Source organism: Streptomyces sp. NPDC107654 (assembly GCF_055639035.1).
In genome coordinates this window covers 167,669-187,869 of record NZ_JBVKBI010000014.1, presented here as the reverse complement: position 1 = coordinate 187,869, position 20,201 = coordinate 167,669, and the positions used below count along the sequence as shown (strand labels likewise).

17 protein-coding genes are annotated in these 20,201 nt (G+C 72.6%); 9 read left to right on the top strand and 8 right to left on the bottom strand.

What is annotated here, in order from left to right; translation table 11 throughout:
• Positions 1 to 4: 4 nt before the first annotated feature.
• The 4 genes from uraH to ACZ7N4_RS24625 form a co-directional block, all read right to left on the bottom strand.
• Complete coding sequence (uraH, locus tag ACZ7N4_RS24640; RefSeq protein ID WP_471361371.1) at positions 5 to 433, bottom strand: hydroxyisourate hydrolase; 429 nt, start codon at positions 431 to 433, stop codon at positions 5 to 7.
• A gap of 4 nt (positions 434 to 437) precedes the next feature.
• Positions 438 to 950: a 2-oxo-4-hydroxy-4-carboxy-5-ureidoimidazoline decarboxylase gene (gene uraD / locus ACZ7N4_RS24635; protein ID WP_471361369.1), complete on the bottom strand. Its 513-nt coding sequence runs from the start codon at positions 948 to 950 to the stop codon at positions 438 to 440.
• Between the two features lie 193 nt (positions 951 to 1,143).
• Positions 1,144 to 1,455, bottom strand: coding sequence for a helix-turn-helix domain-containing protein (locus tag ACZ7N4_RS24630; RefSeq protein ID WP_471361469.1), 312 nt, complete (start codon positions 1,453 to 1,455; stop codon positions 1,144 to 1,146).
• Positions 1,456 to 1,502: 47 nt separating this feature from the next.
• The gene (locus ACZ7N4_RS24625; protein WP_471361367.1) at positions 1,503 to 1,766 is read right to left on the bottom strand and encodes a thiamine-binding protein; all 264 of its coding nucleotides are present in this window, start codon (positions 1,764 to 1,766) and stop codon (positions 1,503 to 1,505) included.
• Between the two features lie 147 nt (positions 1,767 to 1,913).
• Here ACZ7N4_RS24625 and ACZ7N4_RS24620 point away from each other — a divergent pair, with 147 nt between their 5' ends.
• The 4 genes from ACZ7N4_RS24620 (at position 1,914) to ACZ7N4_RS24605 (ending at position 5,959) form a co-directional block, all read left to right on the top strand.
• Positions 1,914 to 2,753, top strand: coding sequence for a TIM barrel protein (locus ACZ7N4_RS24620; protein WP_471361365.1), 840 nt, complete (start codon positions 1,914 to 1,916; stop codon positions 2,751 to 2,753).
• Between the two features lie 28 nt (positions 2,754 to 2,781).
• The gene (locus ACZ7N4_RS24615; protein WP_471361363.1) at positions 2,782 to 3,669 is read left to right on the top strand and encodes a 2-hydroxy-3-oxopropionate reductase; all 888 of its coding nucleotides are present in this window, start codon (positions 2,782 to 2,784) and stop codon (positions 3,667 to 3,669) included.
• Between the two features lie 195 nt (positions 3,670 to 3,864).
• Positions 3,865 to 5,322: a catalase gene (locus tag ACZ7N4_RS24610; protein ID WP_471361360.1), complete on the top strand. Its 1,458-nt coding sequence runs from the start codon at positions 3,865 to 3,867 to the stop codon at positions 5,320 to 5,322.
• 403 nt (positions 5,323 to 5,725) lie between these two features.
• Positions 5,726 to 5,959, top strand: a complete 234-nt coding sequence (locus ACZ7N4_RS24605; RefSeq protein ID WP_471361357.1) for a hypothetical protein — start codon at positions 5,726 to 5,728, stop codon at positions 5,957 to 5,959.
• A gap of 803 nt (positions 5,960 to 6,762) precedes the next feature.
• Here the strand turns inward: ACZ7N4_RS24605 and gcl are convergent.
• Complete coding sequence (gcl, locus tag ACZ7N4_RS24600; RefSeq protein ID WP_471361355.1) at positions 6,763 to 8,550, bottom strand: glyoxylate carboligase; 1,788 nt, start codon at positions 8,548 to 8,550, stop codon at positions 6,763 to 6,765.
• Between the two features lie 234 nt (positions 8,551 to 8,784).
• Between gcl and ACZ7N4_RS24595 the strand changes: the two genes are divergently transcribed.
• On the top strand, positions 8,785 to 9,522 hold the full coding sequence (locus ACZ7N4_RS24595) for a hypothetical protein (RefSeq protein ID WP_471361352.1): 738 nt from the start codon (positions 8,785 to 8,787) through the stop codon (positions 9,520 to 9,522).
• Positions 9,523 to 9,673: 151 nt separating this feature from the next.
• Here ACZ7N4_RS24595 and ACZ7N4_RS24590 read toward each other — a convergent pair whose 3' ends face one another.
• Positions 9,674 to 11,266 carry an AMP-binding protein gene (locus ACZ7N4_RS24590; protein WP_471361349.1) on the bottom strand — a complete coding sequence of 531 codons (1,593 nt, stop codon included), beginning with the start codon at positions 11,264 to 11,266 and terminating at the stop codon, positions 9,674 to 9,676.
• Complete coding sequence (locus ACZ7N4_RS24585; RefSeq protein ID WP_471361346.1) at positions 11,263 to 12,936, bottom strand: AMP-binding protein; 1,674 nt, start codon at positions 12,934 to 12,936, stop codon at positions 11,263 to 11,265. Before ACZ7N4_RS24585 ends, ACZ7N4_RS24590 begins: the two co-directional genes overlap by 4 nt.
• 132 nt (positions 12,937 to 13,068) lie before the next feature.
• On the opposite strand from ACZ7N4_RS24585, the gene ACZ7N4_RS24580 reads away from it, so the two are divergent.
• The 3 genes from ACZ7N4_RS24580 to ACZ7N4_RS24570 all read left to right on the top strand — a co-directional run bounded on the left by ACZ7N4_RS24580 (position 13,069) and on the right by ACZ7N4_RS24570 (position 17,857).
• Positions 13,069 to 13,899, top strand: a complete 831-nt coding sequence (locus ACZ7N4_RS24580; protein WP_471361344.1) for a helix-turn-helix transcriptional regulator — start codon at positions 13,069 to 13,071, stop codon at positions 13,897 to 13,899.
• A 153-nt stretch (positions 13,900 to 14,052) separates the two neighbouring features.
• The gene (locus ACZ7N4_RS24575) at positions 14,053 to 16,872 is read left to right on the top strand and encodes an ATP-binding protein (RefSeq protein ID WP_471361341.1); all 2,820 of its coding nucleotides are present in this window, start codon (positions 14,053 to 14,055) and stop codon (positions 16,870 to 16,872) included.
• A gap of 193 nt (positions 16,873 to 17,065) precedes the next feature.
• Positions 17,066 to 17,857, top strand: a complete 792-nt coding sequence (locus ACZ7N4_RS24570) for a S1 family peptidase (RefSeq protein ID WP_471361338.1) — start codon at positions 17,066 to 17,068, stop codon at positions 17,855 to 17,857.
• Between the two features lie 310 nt (positions 17,858 to 18,167).
• Here ACZ7N4_RS24570 and ACZ7N4_RS24565 read toward each other — a convergent pair whose 3' ends face one another.
• Positions 18,168 to 19,304 carry a winged helix DNA-binding domain-containing protein gene (locus ACZ7N4_RS24565; RefSeq protein ID WP_471361337.1) on the bottom strand — a complete coding sequence of 379 codons (1,137 nt, stop codon included), beginning with the start codon at positions 19,302 to 19,304 and terminating at the stop codon, positions 18,168 to 18,170.
• A gap of 50 nt (positions 19,305 to 19,354) precedes the next feature.
• Here ACZ7N4_RS24565 and ACZ7N4_RS24560 point away from each other — a divergent pair, with 50 nt between their 5' ends.
• On the top strand, positions 19,355 to 20,197 hold the full coding sequence (locus tag ACZ7N4_RS24560; RefSeq protein ID WP_471361334.1) for a patatin-like phospholipase family protein: 843 nt from the start codon (positions 19,355 to 19,357) through the stop codon (positions 20,195 to 20,197).
• The last annotated feature ends 4 nt before the right edge of the window (positions 20,198 to 20,201 follow it).

Genomic DNA, 20,201 nt, shown 5'->3' with positions numbered 1-20,201 from the left:
TTAGCTAGCTCCCTCGGTAAACGGAGTAGCCGAACGGGTTGAGCAGCAGCGGCACGTGGTAGTGCTCGCCCGGTACGACGGCGAACGTGATCGCCACCTCCGGGAAGAACACGGACGACGCACCGCTGTCCCGAGTCGCGGGGGCGTCCTGCTGCGCATCGGCTTGCTTCTTCGCAGTTTTTCCTTCGAAGTACGGCTCCACGGCGAAGTCGAGCCGTACGTGGGTGGTCCCCTCCGGCAGTGCCGGCAGGTCCTTGCACCGGCCGTCGGCGTCGGTCGCGGAGCCGCCCAGCGCCTGCCAGTCCCCTCCCTGCCCGTACGGGGCGGACCCGCCGCCTCGGGCGGAGAGGTGGACGGCGACGCCCTCGGCGGGGCGGCCGATCGAGGTGTCCAGGATGTGCGTGGACACGGAGGCGGTGGTGCTGGTGCTCATGGTGTCAGGCGTCCTCTTCGACGAGTCGGGCCAGTCGGATGCGGTTGATCTTGCCCAGCTCGGTGCGGACGATCTCCCGCTCCTGCTCCGGCGCGTTCCCGATCCGCTCCTTGACCGCGTCCCGCATCTGCTCGCCGGTCCGGCCGGTGGCGCAGATGAGGAAGACATGGCCGAACTTCTCCTGGTAGGCCAGGTTGAGTTCGAGCATCTCGGCCTTGAGTGTCTCGGAGGCTCCGGCCATGCCGCGCTGTTCGCGGGCGGAGGCCGGGTCGCCGGGCTTGGGGCGCCCGATCGGCGGGTGGCCGGCCATCGCCTCCCGGAGGTCCACGGTGGTCAGCTCGGCCATGGCGGCGTCGCTGGCGGTGTACAGGGCCTCCACGGTGGCGTACGGGCGGCCGGCGAGCAGCCGCCGGGCCCACTCGGTGGAGGCGCACGCCTCGTGGAGGGCGGCGAGGGCCGCGCTCTCCCCGAGATCGTTGAACCGGGCCAGGCCCGGGGGCGTGGAAGTCGACGTCACGGGAGCCTCCGTGGCCACGATGGGCCGTCGTGCTGAACGGGCTGCCGATAGCTAACGCCCTCGGAAACATCACGTCAACACTTTGTTGAAAATTCCGCGTAACAAGCAGAGTGCCCCGCAACGGCGCGGGGAACCGCGCGACCAGCCGCGATGACAGCCACGGCATCCCCGGCGCCGGACCCCGCGCCGGGCGCTACGCCCCCTTCTCCCGGTTGAGGTAGTTGTAGACCGTGAAGCGGCTGACGCCGAGCGCGCTCGCCACGGTCTCCACGCCGTGGCGCACGGCGAACGCGCCGCGCGCCTCCAGGCTCCGTACGAGTTCCTGCTTGGCCCGGCGGTCCAGGTCGGCCAGCGGCCGGCCCTGCCTGCGCTCCATGGCGGCGAGGATGTGGTCGAGGGAGTCGGCGAGCTGGGGCAGGCGCACGGCGACGACGTCGACACCCTCCCAGGCGAGGACGACGTCCTCGGGGCCGGCCTCGTCGGGCGGCAGCAGCGCCGCGCCCATCGCGTCGACCAGCGGCTTCACGGCCGCGATGAAGGGCTCTTCCCCGGTCACCTATCGCCCTCCCCGATCCCGTCGTCGATCACGTTGACCTGCATCGAGACCCGCGTGGCACCGGCCTCCAGGGTCTTGCGCAGCAGCGCGCCCACCGCGGACAGCACACGGTCGGCACCGCCCTCGGCCGTGTTGCCGAACGGACCGACGTCGACGGCGTCCAGCTCCGCCGCCTCGATGACCTCCCGCGCCACCAGGGCGTGCGCGGGGGCCTCGTCCAGGTCGAAGGGTTCGGTCGTGAACTCCACTCTCAATCGCACGCGCTCAACCTAACGCCCGGCCGGGCCTTTGGGGCGGCCGGTGGCGGACCCCCCTTGACAAGCGGCGACACACGACGGCAATCTTCCATTACGCAGAAACGAACTTCCGTAATACGGAATAACGACACGGAAGGGAGCGCGGCCCGAATGGGATTCGCAGACCAGCGCTTCAACGTCAACCTGTCGATCCTCTTCACGGAACTCCCGCTCCTGGAGCGCCCCGCGGCCGCTGCCGCGGCGGGCTTCTCCGCGGTCGAGCTGTGGTGGCCCTGGATCGACTCGCCCACCCCCGCCCAGTCGGAGCTGGACGCCCTCAAGAAGGCCGTCGAGGACGCCGGAGTCCAGCTCACGGGCCTGAACTTCTACGCCGGGCAGCTGCCCGGCCCCGACCGCGGCGCCCTCTCGGTCCCCGGTGAGGAGTCGGAACGGTTCCGCGCCAACATCGACGTCGCCGCGGACTTCGCGGCCTCGCTCGGCTGCACGGCGCTCAACGCGCTCTACGGCAACCGCGTCGACGGCACGGACCCGGCCGAGCAGGACGCGCTCGCCCTGGAGAACCTGGCCCTCGCGGCCCGGGCGGCCGACCGGATCGGCGCGATCCTCCTGATCGAGGCCCTCAACCGGCCCGAGTCGCCGCTGTACCCGCTGGTGTCGGCGCCGGCCGCGATCGGGATCGTCGACAAGGTGAACGCGGCGACGGGACTCGGCAACGCCAAGTTCCTCATGGACCTGTACCACCTGTCCATGAACGGCGAGGACCTGCCCTCGGTCATCGAGCGGTACGCGGCGAGGACCGGCCACGTCCAGATCGCCGACAACCCCGGCCGCGGCGCCCCGGGCACGGGCTCGCTCCCCGTGGAGGAGCTGCTCGACCAGCTCCGCAAGGCCGGTTACGACGGCTGGGTCGGCCTGGAGTACAAGCCCGGCGACCGCCCGAGCGCCGAGGCCTTCGACTGGCTGCCCGCCGAGGCCCGCGCGGCCCGCTGATCATCCTGTACTGAGAAAGGCACCCCCGATGAGTCTTCCCAAGATCGCCTGGATCGGCCTCGGCATCATGGGCTCCCCCATGTCCGAGAACCTGATCAAGGCGGGTTACCAGGTCACCGGCTTCACGCTGGAGCAGGAGAAGCTGGACCGGCTGGCCGCCGCCGGCGGTACGGCCGCCGCCTCGATCGCCGAGGCCGTGCGGGACGCCGACGTGGTGATCACCATGGTCCCCGCCTCCCCGCAGGTCGAGGCCATCGCCTACGGGCCGGACGGCATCCTGGAGAACGCCAAGCAGGGCGCCCTGCTGATCGACATGTCCTCGATCACCCCGCAGACCTCCGTGGACCTGGCCAAGGCCGCCAAGGACAAGGGCGTCCGGGTGCTGGACGCCCCGGTGTCCGGCGGCGAGGCCGGCGCCGTCGAGGCCGTACTGTCGATCATGGTCGGCGGTGAGCGGGCCGACTTCGAGCAGGCCAAGCCGATCTTCGAGGCCCTCGGCAAGACCATCGTGCTGTGCGGTCCGCACGGCTCCGGTCAGACCGTGAAGGCCGCCAACCAGCTGATCGTCGCCGTGAACATCCAGGCGTGCGCCGAGGCCGTGGTCTTCCTGGAGAAGTCGGGCGTGGACCTGGCGGCCGCGCTGGACGTACTCAACGGCGGCCTCGCGGGTTCCACCGTGCTGACGCGCAAGAAGGACAACTTCCTGAAGCGCGACTTCAAGCCGGGCTTCCGCATCGACCTGCACCACAAGGACATGGGCATCGTCACCGACGCCGCCCGCAACGTCGGCGCCGCCCTCCCGGTCGGTGCCGTGGTGGCCCAGCTGGTCGCCTCGCTGCGCGCCCAGGGCGACGGCGGCCTGGACCACTCGGCGCTGCTGCGGGCGGTGGAGCGCCTCTCCGGCGCCCAGGTCTGACCGCCCTCCCCCGGACTTCCGGGCCGCGGCGCCGCTGACACCTGTCCTGTCGCGCCCAGGCGGCGCCGCGGCCCGGAATCGCCTTCAACAAGTCGTTGATTTCTCTTCAACAAACTGTTGACGCCCAGATGCCCCACTTCTAGGCTCCACAAAGCGGAAACAGGTTTCCGCTGACACCCGCACGGAAGGTCCACGATGTCGCAGCGCGTGCTCACCACAGAGTCCGGCGCCCCGGTCGCCGACAACCAGAATTCCGCCTCCGCCGGCGTCGGCGGCCCGCTCCTGATCCAGGACCAGCACCTCCTGGAGAAGCTCGCGCGCTTCAACCGCGAGCGGATCCCGGAGCGCGTGGTGCACGCCCGTGGCTCCGGCGCGTACGGCCACTTCGAGGTGACGGACGACGTCACCGGCTACACCCACGCCGCCTTCCTGGGCGAGATCGGCAAGCGCACCGAGGTCTTCCTGCGCTTCTCCACGGTCGCCGACTCCCTCGGCGGCGCCGACGCGGTCCGTGACCCGCGCGGCTTCGCGGTGAAGTTCTACACCGAGGAGGGCAACTACGACCTCGTCGGCAACAACACCCCGGTGTTCTTCATCAAGGACCCGATCAAGTTCCCCGACTTCATCCACTCGCAGAAGCGGGACCCGTTCACCGGCAAGCAGGAGCCGGACAACGTCTGGGACTTCTGGGCGCACTCCCCCGAGGCCACGCACCAGATCACCTGGCTGATGGGCGACCGCGGCATCCCGGCGTCGTACCGGCACATGAACGGTTTCGGCTCGCACACCTACCAGTGGACGAACGACCAGGGCGAGGCCTTCTTCGTCAAGTACCACTTCAAGACGAACCAGGGCATCCGCTGCCTGTCCACCGAGCAGGCGCAGGAGCTGGCCGGCAAGGACCCCGACTCCCACCAGACGGACCTGCTCCAGGCCATCGAGCGGGGCGTCCACCCGTCCTGGACCCTCTACGTCCAGATCATGCCGGCGGCCGAGGCGGCCGAATACCGCTTCAACCCGTTCGACCTGACCAAGGTCTGGCCGCACCGGGACTACCCGCTGCGGCGCGTGGGCCGCCTGGTCCTCGACCGCAACCCGGACAACGTGTTCGCCGAGGTCGAACAGGCCGCGTTCTCCCCGAACAACTTCGTGCCCGGCATCGGCCCGTCCCCGGACAAGATGCTCCAGGGCCGCCTGTTCGCCTACGCCGACGCCCACCGCTACCGCCTCGGCGTCAACCACACCCAGCTGCCGGTCAACGCCCCGAAGGCGACGACCGTGCAGAACTACGGCCGCGACGGCCTCATGGCCACCAACGCCCAGGGCCGCCACGCCAAGAACTACGAGCCGAACTCCTACGACGGCCCGGCCGAGACCGGCCGTCCGCTCGCGGCCCCGCTCGCGGTGCACGGCCACACGGGCACCCACGAGGCCCCGCTCCACACCAAGGACGACGACTTCTTCCAGGCCGGCGAGCTGTACCGGCTGATGTCGGAGGAGGAGAAGTCCCGCCTGATCGCGAACATCGCCGGCGGCCTCTCGCAGGTCTCCCGCGACGACGTGATCGAGAAGAACCTGGCCCACTTCCACGCCGCCGACCCCGAGTACGGCAAGCGCGTGGAGGAGGCGGTCCGCGCCCTGCGCGAGGACTGAGCACCAGGAACACAAGCGGCGTACGGGACCTGACGGGAGGTCATGGTCCCGTACGCGGCCCGCGCAGTACGCCCGGCGGCCCGGATGAGGGGTGGCCGCGGGCGGAGGGCGCGGGCAGGGCGAGGACCGCGGCGGCCTGCGAGCCAGTGCGGTGGTGAAGGACCGAGTCCCCTTCTCGACCAGAGGGAAGGGCACCCGGCTCCGTCGCAGTCACCGCGGTCCCACCCAGCCCCGTCTCCGGGGCCCGCCCACCCCGTCCGGCGGCGCGAACGACCTGTCGCGCCCAGCCTCGCGCCGTCGGACGGCAACCACACGGTGCCGAGAGCGCCCCCTGCTCCAGGGGGCGCTCTCGCGCGTTCCGGCCCGGCGTGCGCCCGCACCGCTTCCGCAGCAGGCTGAAGGCATGGCGAACGCGACTCACTTTCCGCACATCGTGGTGCATGCCCCGGCTCTGGACGGCTCCCGGCGGGTGACCGAGGGGGACGTGACGCTGGGGATCGCCTCGCATCTGGACGACGTCGTGGAGATCCTGCGGCTGGCCGACCTGGACCGGATCGAGGTGGAGGAGAGCGACCTGATCGAATGGCAGGGCGGCGGCCCGGACGACTGGCCGGGGCTGTCGGAGCACGAACGGTGACGGCGGCGCGTACGGCAAGGGTCGTAGGCCGGGTGCGCAACCCTCAAATGAACCTCTGAAGACCGCGGCGGAGGCTTCAACCACCCCTGGGCCAGGGCACATCAGAGCACAGGGGCCCGCCGGCACGGGGGCGGCGGGCCCCGGTCGGGGGGTGTCTCGTGGGCGGCCGTACGACATCGACTCCGACGGCCGGGCCGGATCCGTACGCGGTCGCGCTGCCGCGCGGGCCGGCCGGGCACGCTGCGCAGGACCGGGGCGGGCGGCGCCGACGCCTTCCGGTATTCCCGGGAGAAGGCCGTCCATACCGGCCTCCACCGGCCCGCCGGAGTGCGGGAGCCGCCCGGACGCGCCCGCCGTCTGCCGTCTGCCGGCGGAGCTGCGCGAGCGCCGTCCGCTGCCCGAGGGCCCCGGCGGGCTGCCGGAGGAGGAGGTGCTGCTCGCGGTGGCGCTGTACGGCGAGCGGCCCCTGACCGTGCTCGTGCCGCGGTTCGTCCGCGAGGCCGGGCTGACGGGCGGGGCGCCCTCGCGGACGAGAGCCGCCGCCCGTCCGGCCGAGGCGCCGGCCTGCGCCACGTCGCCGCTGACGGGGGTCCGTACGGCGACCTGGACGACCGGGGCGGCGAGGACCGGAGCGGCGGAACGCACGGGTGGTCACGGCCACGGCGGGCACGGTCACGGCGGGCACGACTACGGGGGCGGGGGCTGCGGGGTGAGGGCTTCGACTGAGCGTCGGCCGGCGGGTACGGCGAAGGGGCGGCCCGTCTCCCCTGGACGGGCCGCCCCTCGTGTGTGTGCCGGACGTGTCAGACCTTCAGCGGCCTGATCGACGTCGGCGCGTGGCCGGGCTCGGTGGCCAGGTCCTCGAACTCGCTGATGTCGCTGATGTCCATCGTGCGGCTCATCGAGATGTTGGTGATCCGCTCCAGGATCGCCTCCACGACGACCGGCACCCGGTACTCGGCGGCCAGCTTCTTCGCCTGCTCGAAGGCGGCGCCCAGCTGGTCCGGCTCGGTGACCCGGATCGCCTTGCAGCCGAGGCCCTCGGCGACCTTGACGTGGTCCACGCCGTAGACGCCCAGCTCGGGACTGTTGATGTTCTCGAACTCCAGGTTGACCTGGAAGTTGATGTCCAGGCCGATCTGCGCCTGGCGGATGAGGCCCAGGTAGGCGTTGTTCACCAGCACGTGGACGTAGGGGATCCGGTGCTGGGCGGCGACCGCCAGTTCCTCGATCAGGAACTGGAAGTCGTAGTCGCCGGAGAGCGCGACGACCGGGGCGTCCGGGTCGGCCTTGGCCACGCCGATCGCGGCCGGGATGGTCCAGCCGAGCGGGCCGGCCTGGCCGCAGTTGATCCAGTGGCGGGGCTTGTAGACGTGCAGCATCTGCGCGCCGGCGATCTGGGAGAGGCCGATCGTGGTGACGTACCGGGTGTCCGGGCCGAAGGCCTTGTTCATCTCCTCGTACACGCGCTGCGGCTTCATGGGCACGTTGTCGAAGTGCGTACGGCGCAGAAGGGTCGCCTTGCGCTCCTGCGTCGAGGCCACCCAGCCGGAGCGGTCGGGGAGCCTGCCGGCGGCCTTCAGCTCCTTCGCGACCTCGACGAACAGCTCCAGCGCGGCCTTGGCGTCGGAGACGACCCCGTAGTCCGGCGGGAAGATCTTGCCGATCTGGGTGGGTTCGATGTCGACGTGGACGAACTTGCGCTCGCCCCGGTAGACGTCGAGCTTGTAGCCGGTGTGGCGGTTGGCCCAGCGGTTGCCGATGCCGAGGACGACGTCCGACTCCAGGAAGTTGGCGTTGCCGTACCGGTGCGAGGTCTGGACGCCGACCATGCCGGCGTTCAGCTCGTGGTCGTCGGGGAGCGCGCCCCAGCCCATCAGCGTCGGGACGACCGGGGTCCGGGTCAGCTCGGCGAACTCCACCAACAGGTCGGAGGCGTCGGCGCCGATGATGCCGCCGCCGGCCACGATGACCGGGCGCTCGGCGGCGAGCAGGAAGGAGAGCGCCTTCTCGATCTGCGCGCGGGTCGCGGCCGGCTTGTAGACCGGGAGCGGCTCGTAGGTCTCCGGATCGAACTCGATCTCGGTGAGCTGCACGTCGATCGGCAGGTCGATCAGGACCGGGCCGGGCCGGCCGGAGCGCATCAGGTGGAACGCCTGCTGGAAGACGCCGGGCACCTGCGCGGCCTCCAGGACGGTGACCGCCATCTTGGTGACCGGTCCGGCGATCGAGGCGATGTCGACGGCCTGGAAGTCCTCCTTGTGGATGACGCTCGTGGGCGCCTGTCCGGTGATGCACAGGATCGGGACGGAGTCGCCGATGGCGGAGTACAGGCCGGTGATCATGTCGGTGCCGGCCGGACCGGAGGTGCCGATGCAGACACCGATGTTGCCCGGCTTGGTGCGGGTGTAGCCCTCGGCCATGTGCGAGGCACCCTCGACGTGGCGGGCGAGGGTGTGGTGGATGCCGCCACCCTCTTCGAGTGCCTTGTAGAACGGGTTGATCGCCGCGCCCGGCACACCGAAGGCGTCGGTGACGCCCTCGCGCTTGAGGATCTCAACTGCCGCGCGGGCAGCGGTCATACGAGCCATCGAGTACTCCTGCTTCGGCTGTCGGATGCGTACTCCCGTCGCGCCCCGCGGTGAGCACCAACATCTTCCGCAATTTTTTCCGCATTACGGAAACTGACTTCTACTATCTGGAAGCAATGTAAGTGGGAGGGGCAAGGTCGTCAAGAGTGGTCCGGACAGCGGAAAGCGCCGGACAGGAACGGCCGGAGAGGAGGACCATGGGCGCGACGCCTACGCGACGCCTGGGGGTGGGCCATGCCCGAGAGCGTTCCGGTGCGCTGTCCGGTCTGCCGGCGCACGCACCTCTACACCGCGCCGGCATATCCGTGCGCGTGCGGAGCGCCGACCGCGCCGCGACCGGATCCGGCGGCCGAGCCGGCCGTGGCGCCGCACCGCGCCTGGGACGACGAGTGGCTCACCGTGCCGTGCGCCGCCTGCGGACGCGGCAACCACTGGCCCCGCCCGGAACTGGGCTGCCCGTGCGGCACGGTCCTGCGCGTCCCGGTGGCCGAGGGCCCGACGGCACCGGAGCCGGGCCCGGCCGGCGCCGACGGCACCCGGGGACCCGAACGGCGGCGTCCGCCCTTCCGGCCCCGCGCCATCCGCACCGCCCGCGACGCCGTCACGACCGCCGCGCTCTATCTGGGCTGGCTCGGCTACGGTGACGTCCGCCGCGCCGACCAGCGGCCCCCGAACGGCATCGGGCTCGCCGCCCGCGGACTGCTCGCCCAAGTGGACCCCACCGTGCGGCCGGCCGGGCCGAGGGACGTGGAGTGCCTGTGGCTGACGGCGATGACCGAGTCCGCGCGGTGTGTGTACTTCTCCCTCGCCGGCTACACCGGCGCCGCCCGCGCCGGCGCCGACGCGCTCGGCGTCCCGCTGTTCGTGCTCGACCTCGCGGGCGCCCCGCAGCCGGTGAACGGCCCCGCCGGGACCCTGCACACCACGGGCGCCCCCCAACCGGCGACGAGGACCCGGGACGGGCACGCCTGACGGGAGGACCGATCAGACCCGGCTCCGGACGCGGAACGGGCCGCCCCGGCCTCCGCGCCCGCCGGACGAGTCCCGGGCCGGGTACGCCGCCGACAGCGCGCTCGGCCCGGGACCGCCTACACCCTTCAGCGGATGCTCGGCCGCCGCCGTTTCACACGGCGTACTTCTCCCGCAGTTCCACCTTGCGGACCTTTCCGGACACCGTCATCGGGAAGGAGTCGAGGACGCGGAGCCGACTGGGGATCTTGTAGTGCGCGAGCCGGCCCGCGCAGAACTCCCGCACCTCCTCCAGGGTGAGCGGGTCCGCCGGGTCGTCCGGGATGACACAGGCCAGGACCTCCTCGCCGTAGCGCTCGTGCGGCACCCCGACGACCTGGACGTCCCGGATCTTCGGGTGGGCGTGGAGGAACTCCTCGATCTCGCGCGGGTAGATGTTCTCGCCGCCCCGGATGATCATGTCCTTGATCCGGCCGACGATCTCGACGTACCCGTCCTCGCGCATCACCGCCAGGTCCCCGGTGTGCATCCAGCGGCCCGCGTCGATCACCTCGGCCGTCCTGTCCGGCTCGTTCCAGTAGCCGAGCATCACGCTGTAGCCGCGGGTGCACAGCTCGCCCGCCGTGCCCCGCGGCCGGGTCGCCCCGGTGGCCGGGTCGACGACCTTGACCTCCAGGTGGGGCAGGACCCGCCCGACCGTGGCGGTGCGGTGCTCCAGGTCGTCCTCGATCCGCGTCTGCAGGGACACCGGGGACGTCTCCGTCATGCCGTAGCAGATGGAGACCTGCTCCATGTGCATCTCGGCCACCACCCGCTTCATCACCTCCACCGGACACGGCGAGCCCGCCATGATGCCGGTGCGCAGGGAGGACAGGTCGTGGTCGGCGAAGTCCGGGAGGTTCAGTTCCGCGATGAACATGGTCGGGACGCCGTACAGGGACGTGCACCGCTCCCGCTGCACCGCCTCCAGCGTGGCCTTCGGGTCGAAGGAGGGCGCCGGGATGACCACGCAGGCGCCGTGGGAAGTGGCCGCCAGATTGCCCATCACCATGCCGAAGCAGTGGTAGAAGGGCACCGGGACGCAGACCCGGTCCTGCTCGCTGTAGTCGATCAACTCCCCCACGAAGTAACCGTTGTTCAGGATGTTGTGGTGGGAGAGCGTGGCGCCCTTCGGGAAGCCGGTCGTACCGGAGGTGTACTGGATGTTGATGGGGTCGTCGCAGGACAGGTCCTCGTACGACACGTCGGGCCGCGCGCGGCGGAGCAGCGCCTCCCAGCCCGGGTCGCCGATGTACACGATCTCGCGCAGCTCGGGGCAGTTGCCGCGCACCTGCTCGGCCATCGCCCGGTAGTCGCTCGTCTTGTGGCTCAGGGAGGCCACCAGCAGGGAGACACCCGACTGCTTGAGGACGTACTCGACCTCGTGGGTGCGGTAGGCCGGGTTGATGTTGACCATGATCGCGCCGATGCGGGCGGTGGCGTACTGGACCAGGACCCACTCCGGGCAGTTGACCGCCCAGATGCCCACCCGGTCGCCCTTGGCGACGCCGCTCACGGCCAGCGCCCGCGCCAGCTCCTCGACGGCCGCGCCGAACTCCGCGTACGTCCAGCGCCGTCCGGAGGGCACGTCGACCAGGGCCTCCCGGTCCGGCCAGGCCGCCACCGCCCGGTCCAGGCTGGCGCCGATGGTGTCGCCGAGCAGGGCCGTCGGGCTCGTCCCGTGCGTGTACGACAGCGGTGCGGTCACCGGAAGTCCTCCTCGCGGTACTCGTTCCGCGAGCCGGCCGCCGTGGCCTCGCGCAGCTCGATCCGGCGGATCTTGCCGGAGACGGTCTTGGGCAGCGCGCCGAACTCCAGCCGGCGGATGCGCTTGTACGGCGCGAGCACCTCGCGCGAGTGCTCGAAGACGGCCTTCGCGGTGTCGGGGCCGGGCTGCCAGCCCTCGGCGAGGACGACGTACGCCTTGGGCACGGAGAGCCGCAGCTCGTCCGGGGCGGGCACGACGGCCGCCTCGGCCACCGCCTCGTGCTCCAGCAGCGCGCTCTCCAGCTCGAACGGACTCACCTTGTAATCCGAGGACTTGAACACGTCGTCACTGCGCCCGATATAGGTGAGATATCCCTCCTCGTCCCGGGTGGCGATGTCCCCGGTGCGGTAGTAGCCGCCCGCCATGGCCTCCGCGGTGCGGTCGGGGTCGCCGTGGTAGCAGGTCATCAGGCCGACCGGGCGCTCGGCGAGGTCGAGCGCGATCTCGCCCTCGTCGGCGCCGGGCGCGCCGGAGACCGGGTCGAGGAGCTCCACCCGGAAACCGGGGCTGGGGCGGCCCATGGAGCCGGTCTTCAGCGGCTGGCCTGGGCTGTTGGAGACCTGCACGGCGGTCTCGGTCTGCCCGAACCCGTCCCGGACGGTCACCCCCCAGGCCCGCCGGACCTGCTCGATGACCTCCGGGTTGAGCGGCTCGCCGGCGGCCACGATCTCGCGGGGCGGGGTGCGCAGCTGACCCAGGTCGGCCTGGATGAGCATCCGCCACACGGTCGGCGGTGCGCAGAACGTGGTCACGCCCGCCCGGTCCATCTCGGCCATCAGCCGGGCCGCGTCGAAGCGGGTGTAGTTGAAGACGAAGACGGTCGCCTCCGCGTTCCACGGTGCGAACAGGTTGGACCAGGCGTGCTTGGCCCAGCCGGGCGAGGAGATGTTCAGGTGGACATCGCCGGGCTTGAGGCCGATCCAGTACATGGTGGCCAGGTGCCCGACCGGGTACGAGGTGTGGGTGTGCTCGACCAGCTTGGGGTGGGCGGTCGTACCGGAGGTGAAGTAGAGCATCAGGGGGTCGTCGGCCAGCGTCGGGCCGTCGGGGAGGAACTCGGCGGGGGCCGTGTACGCGTCCTCGTACGGCTCCCAGCCCTCCTCCGGCAGGCCGCCGACCGAGATCCGGGTGTAGGTGCCGGGCACGTCGGCGAACTTCGCCGTGTCCTCGGCGCGCGCGATCACATGCTTCACCCGGCCGCGCTCCACGCGGTCGCGCAGGTCGGCCGGGCCGAGCAGGACCGTGGCCGGGATGACCACCGCGCGCAGCTTCATCGCGGCCAGCGCGGTCTCCCACAGCTCGGCCTGGTTGCCGAGCATGACGAGGACGCGGTCCTCCGCGGCGACCCCCCGCTCGCGCAGCCACCGGGCGAGACGGTTGGACCGTTCGGCCAGCTCGGCGAAGGACAGCCGGGTCTCGGTGCCGTCCTCCTCGACGATGTGCAGCGCGGTGCGGTCGTTGCCGTCGGCGATCACGTCGAACCAGTCCAGCGCCCAGTTGAAGTGGCCGGGCCGGGGCCAGCGGAAGCCCTCGTAGGCCGTGGCGTAGTCCTCGCGGTGCTCCAGCAGGAAGTCCCGGGCCCTGCGGAACGACTCGGTCGCCGTGGTCATCGCACACTCCTTGCTGACGGTTCACTCCGGCTCTTCCGGACCATTGCCGGGCGGCTCTCTGGCATCGTCTAATCCGTGATGCAGGTCTCACTACCCCCGAACGGGGGTGTGGGCGGCCGAAGGGGCGTTTTCGTGACGGCAGACGCGGTGGGGGCGGTGGAGATCGGGGGCGCGCTGGCCCGGCTGCGGCGCGCGACGGGGCTTCCCGTCGCCTTCGGCGGCCTGGTGGAGTCCGGCCGGCCGCAGATCCGGATCAGCGAGCTGAGCGGCACGACCACGGTCGCGCTGCGCTCGCTCGCGGTGACCTCCGGCAGCGGGCTCGGCGGCAAGGCGGTGGCGCTGGCCCGGCCGTGCGCGGTGACCGACTACTCCAGTTCCCGGCAGATCAGCCACGAGTACGACGTGCCGGTGGCCGCCGAGGGCATCCGCGCGGTGCTCGCGGTGCCGGTGGTGGTGCGACGGCGGGTGCGCGGGGTGCTGTACGGCGCGCTGCGCTCGGCCCAGCCGCTCGGCGACCGCACGCTGGGCGCCGCGGTGGCGGCGGCGCGGGACGTGGAGCAGGCGCTGGTGGTGCGGGACGAGGCCGGGGGGCTGCTGGCCGCGGCCCGGCCGGAGCGGACCGGCGCCGGGCAGGGGGGAGCGTGGGAACAGGTGCGCGAGGCGCACGCGGCGCTGCGGGCGCTGGCGCCGCGGATCGCCGACCCGGGGCTGCGGGCCGAACTGCTGGCCGCGTGCGGCCTGCTGACCGCGCCGCCACAAGCCGGGGGCGTGACCCTGGCGCCACGGGAGCTGGACGTGTTGTCCTGGGTGGCGGCGGGGGCCACCAACGCGGCGGTGGCCGAGCGGCTGGGGCTGCGCCCGGAGACGGTGAAGGGTTATCTGCGTTCGGCGATGCGGAAGCTGGGCGCGCACACACGAGGGGAGGCGGTGACCGCGGCCCGCAGGGCGGGGCTGCTGCCGTAGCGCGAAGGCGGTAAGGAAACCTGCCCATTCATCCGGCGTCGCTTTGAATTTCCCTCTGCTTGACCGTTTGTTATTTCCCTCACCACGGCTTCCGTCCGAATTTCAAGGATCGTTGCCTAGAATTTGGCCCGGACACGACACACGAGGGGAGCGGTGACCGTGCGACGGGACTTCCAGGAGCCTGCCAGGTGCCGCCCCGACCTGGTCATCGGCCGCGAGGAGCTGTTCGCCGGCGCTCGCGAGCAACTCGCCTCGGGCGGCAGCGTGCTGCTCCACGGCCCCGCCGGAATAGGGAAATCCACGGTCCTGCGGGCATTGGCCGAGGAATACGGCGCCACCGCGCGCACGGTCCTGCGCTGCTCGGCCACCGAGTCCGAATCCCACCTTCCGTTCCTCGCCCTCGCCGACCTCCTCGGTCTCGTCCTCGACCAGGTCTCCCCCCGGCTGCCCGCCGCCCAGCGCACCGCCCTGGAGTCGGCGCTCACCGGCCGCGGCGAGTCCAGCCTCCAGCGCGACGGCCTCGCCCTGCGCCTCGCGGTGCTCTCCGCGCTGCGTGCCCTCGCCGTCGACGGCCCGGTCCTGGTCGTCGCCGATGACCTGCAGTGGCTGGACCCGGCCAGCGCCGAACTCCTCGGTTTCGCCGCCCGCCGCCTGGAGGGCACCCCGGTGCAACTGCTGTGCGCGGTCCGCACGGAGGGACAGGAGAGCCAGGAGTACGACCGTCAGCTGCGCGCCTGCCCGCCGGGCACCCTCGCGGTCCGGCTGGGCCCGCTCACCCGCACCCAGGTCGCCCAGCTGCTCGACCACCGCGGCCACGGCGGCCTGTCCCGCTCCACGCTCCGCGAGATCCACCGCACCAGCGGCGGCAACCCGCTGTTCGCGCTGGAGCTGGGCCGCGCCCTCGCCGACAGCCCCACCCCGCCCCGGCCCGGCGAGCCGCTGCCCGTCCCGACCTCGCTGCGCGCCCTGGTCCTCAGCCGCCTCGACATGCTGTCGGTGGAGGCCCGCCGCACCCTGCTGGTGGCCAGCGCCGGCGCCCGCCCCACCCTCGCGCTGCTGCACGCGGCCGGCCGGGAGAACGCCGAGGCCGAGTGCGCCCAGGCCGCCGAACTCGGGCTGCTGGCCCCCGAGCCCGACGCGCCCGCCGTACGGTTCGCCCACCCGCTGATCTCCGCCGCGCTGTACGCGGAGGCCCCCGCGCACGAACGGCGGGCCGCGCACGCGGCGCTGTCCACCGCCGCCTCCGACCCGATAGAGCGGGCCCGGCACCTGGCCCTCGCCACCACCGGCACCGACCCGGAGGTCGCCGCCCGGCTCGCCGGGGCCGCCGCCCTCGCCCGGGACCGGGGGGCGCCCTCGGTCGCCGCCCAGCTGGGCCTGCTCGCCGCCCGGCACACCCCCGCCGACGGCACCCCGAGCCCGGAGGAGCGCCGGCTGACGGCCGCCGAGGACGCCATCACCGCCGGCGAGGTGGACCTGGCCCGGGACATCGCCCGGGAGGTGCTGGCCCGGGCGACCGTACCGGCCGACCGGGTACGGGCCTGGATCGTCGTCATCGACACCGCCGGCCACACCATGGCCGAGGTCGACGCCGTCTTCCCGCAGGCCCTCGCCGACGCCGGCGACGACCCCCGGCTGCTCTCCCTCGTCCACTACCAGCTGGCCTGGCGGGCGCTGATCGTGGAGGGCGACTTCACCGAGGCCCGGGAGGCCGCCGCGCACGCCGCCGAACTGGCCGCGCGCGGCCAGGACCGGCGCACCGAGCTGCTCGCCCTCGCCTTCCAGGCGCAGACCGAGACCCTGATGGGTCATCCGGAGGCGCCCCGCACCATCAAACGGGCCCTGCGCGAACCCCAGGACCCCCGGGTGGCCTGGCATCACAACGGTGCGGGCAGCGCCCGGTTCCGCTGGCTGGTCATGGGCGACCAGCTGGCCGAGGCCCGGACCACCGTCACCGCGCTGCTGAGCGAGGTCCGGCGGCGCGGCTCGGTGGAGAGCGAGGTGCACTTCCTGCGCGGCCTCGCCGAGACCGAACTGCGCGCCGGGCACTGCGGGCGCGCCCTCGACCTGGCCCGCGACAGCCTGCGGCTGGCCCGGGACTCGGGGATAGGCGAGACGGCCTCGGCGATGCTCACCTCCCTCGCGGAGGCCTCCGGCGGCGATGTCGGCCGGGCGCTGGTGCTCGCCCGGGAGGCGGTGGACCACGCCGAGGAGGACGGCGACCAGATGTACCTGTCCCGGGCGCTGGGCGCGCTGGGGTACGCCCAGCTGGTGGCCGGGGACCCGGCGGGCACCGTGCGCTCGCTGCGCCGGGTGCGCAGCCTGGAGCTGGGGCTCGGCATCACCGACCCGGCCCGGGGCCGCTGGCAGGGCGACCTCGCCGAGGCACTGGTCCGGACCGGTGAACCGGCCGAGGCGCAGGACGTCATCGACGTCAGCCGGGACCACGCGCTGCGGCTGGGCCGGGAGAGCGTCCTCGCCGTGCTGGACCGGTCCGAGGCGCTGGTGCGGGCCGCCCACGGCGACCTGGAGGCCGCACTCGCCCAGCTGACGTCCGCTCAGGACCGGCTCGGCAAGCTCGGCTACGGCCTGGAGGAGGCGCGGGCGGCGTTCGCGCTGGCCGGGCTGCGCGGCGGTTGCCCCGCCTCCGCGGCCTACGACGAGGCCGCCCGGATGTTCCGGCGCTGCCGGGCGGTGCCCTGGCTGCGCCAGGTGGAGGAATCCCGTACCGCCCCCGAGCCGTCGCGGGCACCGGCCGCGCCCGACGCGCCGGCCACCCTGGGCGTACTTGCCGCGATGGAGCGTCAGGTCGCCGCACTCGTCATGGAGGGCGCCACCAACCGGGAGATCGCGGCCCGGCTGTTCATCAGCGTGAAGACGGTGGAGGCGACCCTGACCCGGGTCTACCGCAAGCTGGGGATCCGATCGCGGGTCGACATCGTCCGATTGGCGGCAGGTCGCCGCGCGCCGTGAAGGACGCTCTTGTTAACTGAACCGGACCGAGGGTTTTCCCTCACCCAACCCCCTAGGGGGTTCCCTCATTGGGAGCCGAGGGTTCCGGGTCCTAGCGTAAAGGGCGTGCCGCTCGCCCGGGCATACGGGGGTCGGTCCCGCGACCCCCATACCCGCGCGACCCCCCACCGGTGCAACCCCACTGAGGAGACTCATGTTCGGGCTCACACGTGCAAGACAGACCGTTGCGACCCTGGTGGCCACCGCCGCCGCGGCGGCGACCGCGCTGCTCGCCTCCCCCACTGCGAGCGCCGCACCCCAGCCCGTCGTCGGCGGTACGACCACCACGACGACCGCGTACCCGTTCATGATGCAGATCACGGACGCGTCCGGGAACCAGTTCTGCGGCGGCACCCTGGTGTCCGCCACCAAGGTGGTGACGGCCGCGCACTGCATGGTCGGCGAGACCACCGGCAGCGTCCGGGTGGTGGGCGGCCGGACGTATCTGAACGGCACCAACGGCACGGTGAGCCGGGTCGGCAGGATCTGGGTCAACCCGACGTACACGGACGCCACCAACGGCGACGACGTGGCCGTACTGACCCTCTCGACGTCGATGCCGTACACCGCGGCGAAGTACGTCACCTCCTCCCAGACGAGCGTGTACGCGGCCGGCACCACGGCCCGCATCCTCGGCTGGGGAACCACCTCGGAGAACGGCAGCTCCTCCAACCAGCTGCGGACCGCGACCGTACCGATCGTGTCCGACTCCAGCTGCCGTTCCTCCTACGGGTCGGACTTCGTCCAGTCCGACATGGTGTGCGCCGGATACACCTCCGGCGGCGTAGACACCTGCCAGGGCGACAGCGGCGGTCCCCTGCTCATCGGGGGCGTCCTGGCAGGGATCACTTCCTGGGGCGAGGGGTGCGCGGAGGCCGGTTACCCGGGTGTCTACACCCGGTTGACCACCTTCTCGGACCTGGTGACCGAGCAGGTCACCTCGTGACCCGGAAGACTTCCCGAGCATCCCTCGGGTAACCGCCAGGGGGCGGTTGCGAGCCACCACGAGCGGCCCGCAACCGCCCCCTATCCAATGCCCCCTCCCACAGCCCGTTCCCCTGGCCGATTCCCACGGCCGGGTGTGGTCCGGTCACGCGGTCCGCACCGGGGTACGGGCGTCGTCTGGGGCACGATGCTCCCTGGGTCGCTGACAGGACGGACCCAGGGGAACGGCACGGCCTTGCCGGAGCGTTCCCGTCCGCACACGTCCGCGCCACCGGGGCCGCGCCGTACGACGCCCCCGCGTCGCGGTGCGCTCACGACCGTACGACCTCCCCGAACCGGATGTCGTACGCGGTACCCGGATGCATCACCGCGAGCATGCGCTGCCCTTCCGCGGTGACCTCCTCCCGCCGGGCCCCGGTCAGCCGCTCGAAGGTCTCGATGACGAGGGCGTCGCCGTCGAGCTTCCACAGTCCGGCCAGGAAGCCGTCCACGAGCAGGGTGCGGTAGGCCTGGTTGCCCCGCCAGTGACGGCCGCGGTGGGCGGGCGGTACGACCCGGGTGCGGTCGGCGTGGGAGAGCAGGAGGTTGTCGAACTCGGGCAGGAAGCGGGGCGGTGCGGGGGTGGCCGGGTCGGGGCGCGGGGCGTCGGGGAGGTCGAAGAGTTCGACTCCGTTCGGGTCACGGAAGGTCAGCAGCCCGGGGCGCAGGCGTTCGAAGGCCGGCTTGAGGCGGGTGAGCCCGGACCAGGTCTGCATGTCCCGCACGGAGGCGGGGCCGAACGCGGCGAGGTAGCGCGGGACCATGGCATCCGGCGCGGGGGCGGGTTCGGCGGGCCGGCCCAGCCAGTGCTCGACGGTGGTGAGGGCGACCTGGCCGCTCTCCTCCCACAGCCCGCGCGGGGTGACCTGGACGAGCGGGAGCCGGCAGCGGGCGGCGACGGCGAGGGCCCGCGGGTCGGCGTCCGGCCACGCGGCGCCGAGCGCCTCGCGCAGTTGGGCCATGGTCCGCGGTCCGGCCTCCACCAGGTCGCGCGCGACGGCCGCGAGCCGGTCCAGGTAGACACCGGCCAGCCCCGCGCGGAAGTTCCGCAGCTCCCGGTCGCGGGCCGGCTGGACGAATGGCGGCAGCGCGAGGCAGTCGTCGGCGGTGTGGGTGTGGATCGTGGACCGCAGGGTGACGATCCGGGCCACCTCCCGGCCGGCCATGAGCGCGGACAGCCGCTCCGGCGTGAATCCGTCCAGCCGGGCGGCGAGGGCGTAGTACGGGGGGCTGGTGTTCTGCGCCTGGAGGCCGAGGAGATGACGCACCGCGTCCGGCACCGCCCGCGGGGAACGGCCCAGCAGGAGCTGCCGGGCGAGGGTGGCGCGGTTGAGGGCGCGTCCGTCCATCACCGGGGCACCGTCCGCACCGCTCCGGCCGCTCTTCTGCTTCCCGCTGCCTCTGGTCATGACCGCACGCTAACGTCCCAGGAGGACACCGGTCGGTGGAAGGAGCGGGCGTGGGCGAGGCGTTGGTGCTCGGTGGTGGCGGAGTGGGCGGGATCGCCTGGCTCACCGGGGTGTTGGCGGGGCTCGCCGATGCCGGGCGGGACGTGACGGGGGCCGGTCTGCTCGTCGGGACCTCCGCGGGGTCCACCGTCGCGGCCCAGTTGGGCAGCGGGCTGGACCTGGAGGAGCTGTACGCGCGGCAGGTGGATCCCGCGGCGCAGGCCGTCGAGATCGTGGCCGAGATGGATCTGGAGAAGTTCGCCGCGGAGCTCGGTGCCGCCGCCGGTCCGGCCGCCACGGTGGCGGAGTTGCGGCGCGCGGTCGGGCGGATGGCGCTCGCGGCGCGGACGGTCCCCGAGGCGGAGCGGCGCGCGGTGATCGAGTCGCGGCTGCCGGTCCACGAGTGGCCCGAGCGGGCACTGAAGGTCGTGGCGGTGGACGCGGACAGCGGTGAGCCGCGGGTGTTCGACCGGACCTCGGGCGTGTCCCTGGTGGACGCCGTCGCGGCGAGCTGTGCGGTGCCGGGGGTGTGGCCGCCGGTGACGATCGGCGGGCGCCGGTACGTGGACGGCGGGGTGCGGTCCGTCGCCAACGCCGACCTCGCCGCCGGCGCCGAGCGGGTGCTGGTGCTGGTGCCGCTGGGCGTCACCGAGCCGTTCCCCAGTGAGCAGCCGCTGGAGCGTGCCGTGGCGGAGCTGCGGGAGCGGGGGGCCGAGGTCGTGGTGGTCGGACCCGACGAGGCGTCGGCCGCGGCGGTCGGCGGCAACCCGCTGGACCCCGCCACCCGCGGTCCGGCCGCCGAGGCGGGCCGGGCGCAGGGGCGGATGCTCACGCTGCCCTGGGGACGGGGCTGACCCG

Excerpts from the sequence above, each read along its gene's own strand:
- uraH (WP_471361371.1), bottom strand. The coding sequence starts at position 433 with ATGAGCACCAGCACCACCGCCTCCGTGTCCACGCACATCCTGGACACC.
- ACZ7N4_RS24630 (WP_471361469.1), bottom strand. The coding sequence starts at position 1,455 with ATGGGCGCGGCGCTGCTGCCGCCCGACGAGGCCGGCCCCGAGGACGTC.
- ACZ7N4_RS24620 (WP_471361365.1), top strand. The coding sequence starts at position 1,914 with ATGGGATTCGCAGACCAGCGCTTCAACGTCAACCTGTCGATCCTCTTC.
- ACZ7N4_RS24615 (WP_471361363.1), top strand. The coding sequence starts at position 2,782 with ATGAGTCTTCCCAAGATCGCCTGGATCGGCCTCGGCATCATGGGCTCC.
- ACZ7N4_RS24610 (WP_471361360.1), top strand. The coding sequence starts at position 3,865 with ATGTCGCAGCGCGTGCTCACCACAGAGTCCGGCGCCCCGGTCGCCGAC.
- ACZ7N4_RS24605 (WP_471361357.1), top strand. The coding sequence starts at position 5,726 with ATGGCGAACGCGACTCACTTTCCGCACATCGTGGTGCATGCCCCGGCT.
- gcl (WP_471361355.1), bottom strand. The coding sequence starts at position 8,550 with ATGGCTCGTATGACCGCTGCCCGCGCGGCAGTTGAGATCCTCAAGCGC.
- ACZ7N4_RS24595 (WP_471361352.1), top strand. The coding sequence starts at position 8,785 with ATGCCCGAGAGCGTTCCGGTGCGCTGTCCGGTCTGCCGGCGCACGCAC.
- ACZ7N4_RS24585 (WP_471361346.1), bottom strand. The coding sequence starts at position 12,936 with ATGACCACGGCGACCGAGTCGTTCCGCAGGGCCCGGGACTTCCTGCTG.
- ACZ7N4_RS24570 (WP_471361338.1), top strand. The coding sequence starts at position 17,066 with ATGTTCGGGCTCACACGTGCAAGACAGACCGTTGCGACCCTGGTGGCC.
- ACZ7N4_RS24565 (WP_471361337.1), bottom strand. The coding sequence starts at position 19,304 with ATGACCAGAGGCAGCGGGAAGCAGAAGAGCGGCCGGAGCGGTGCGGAC.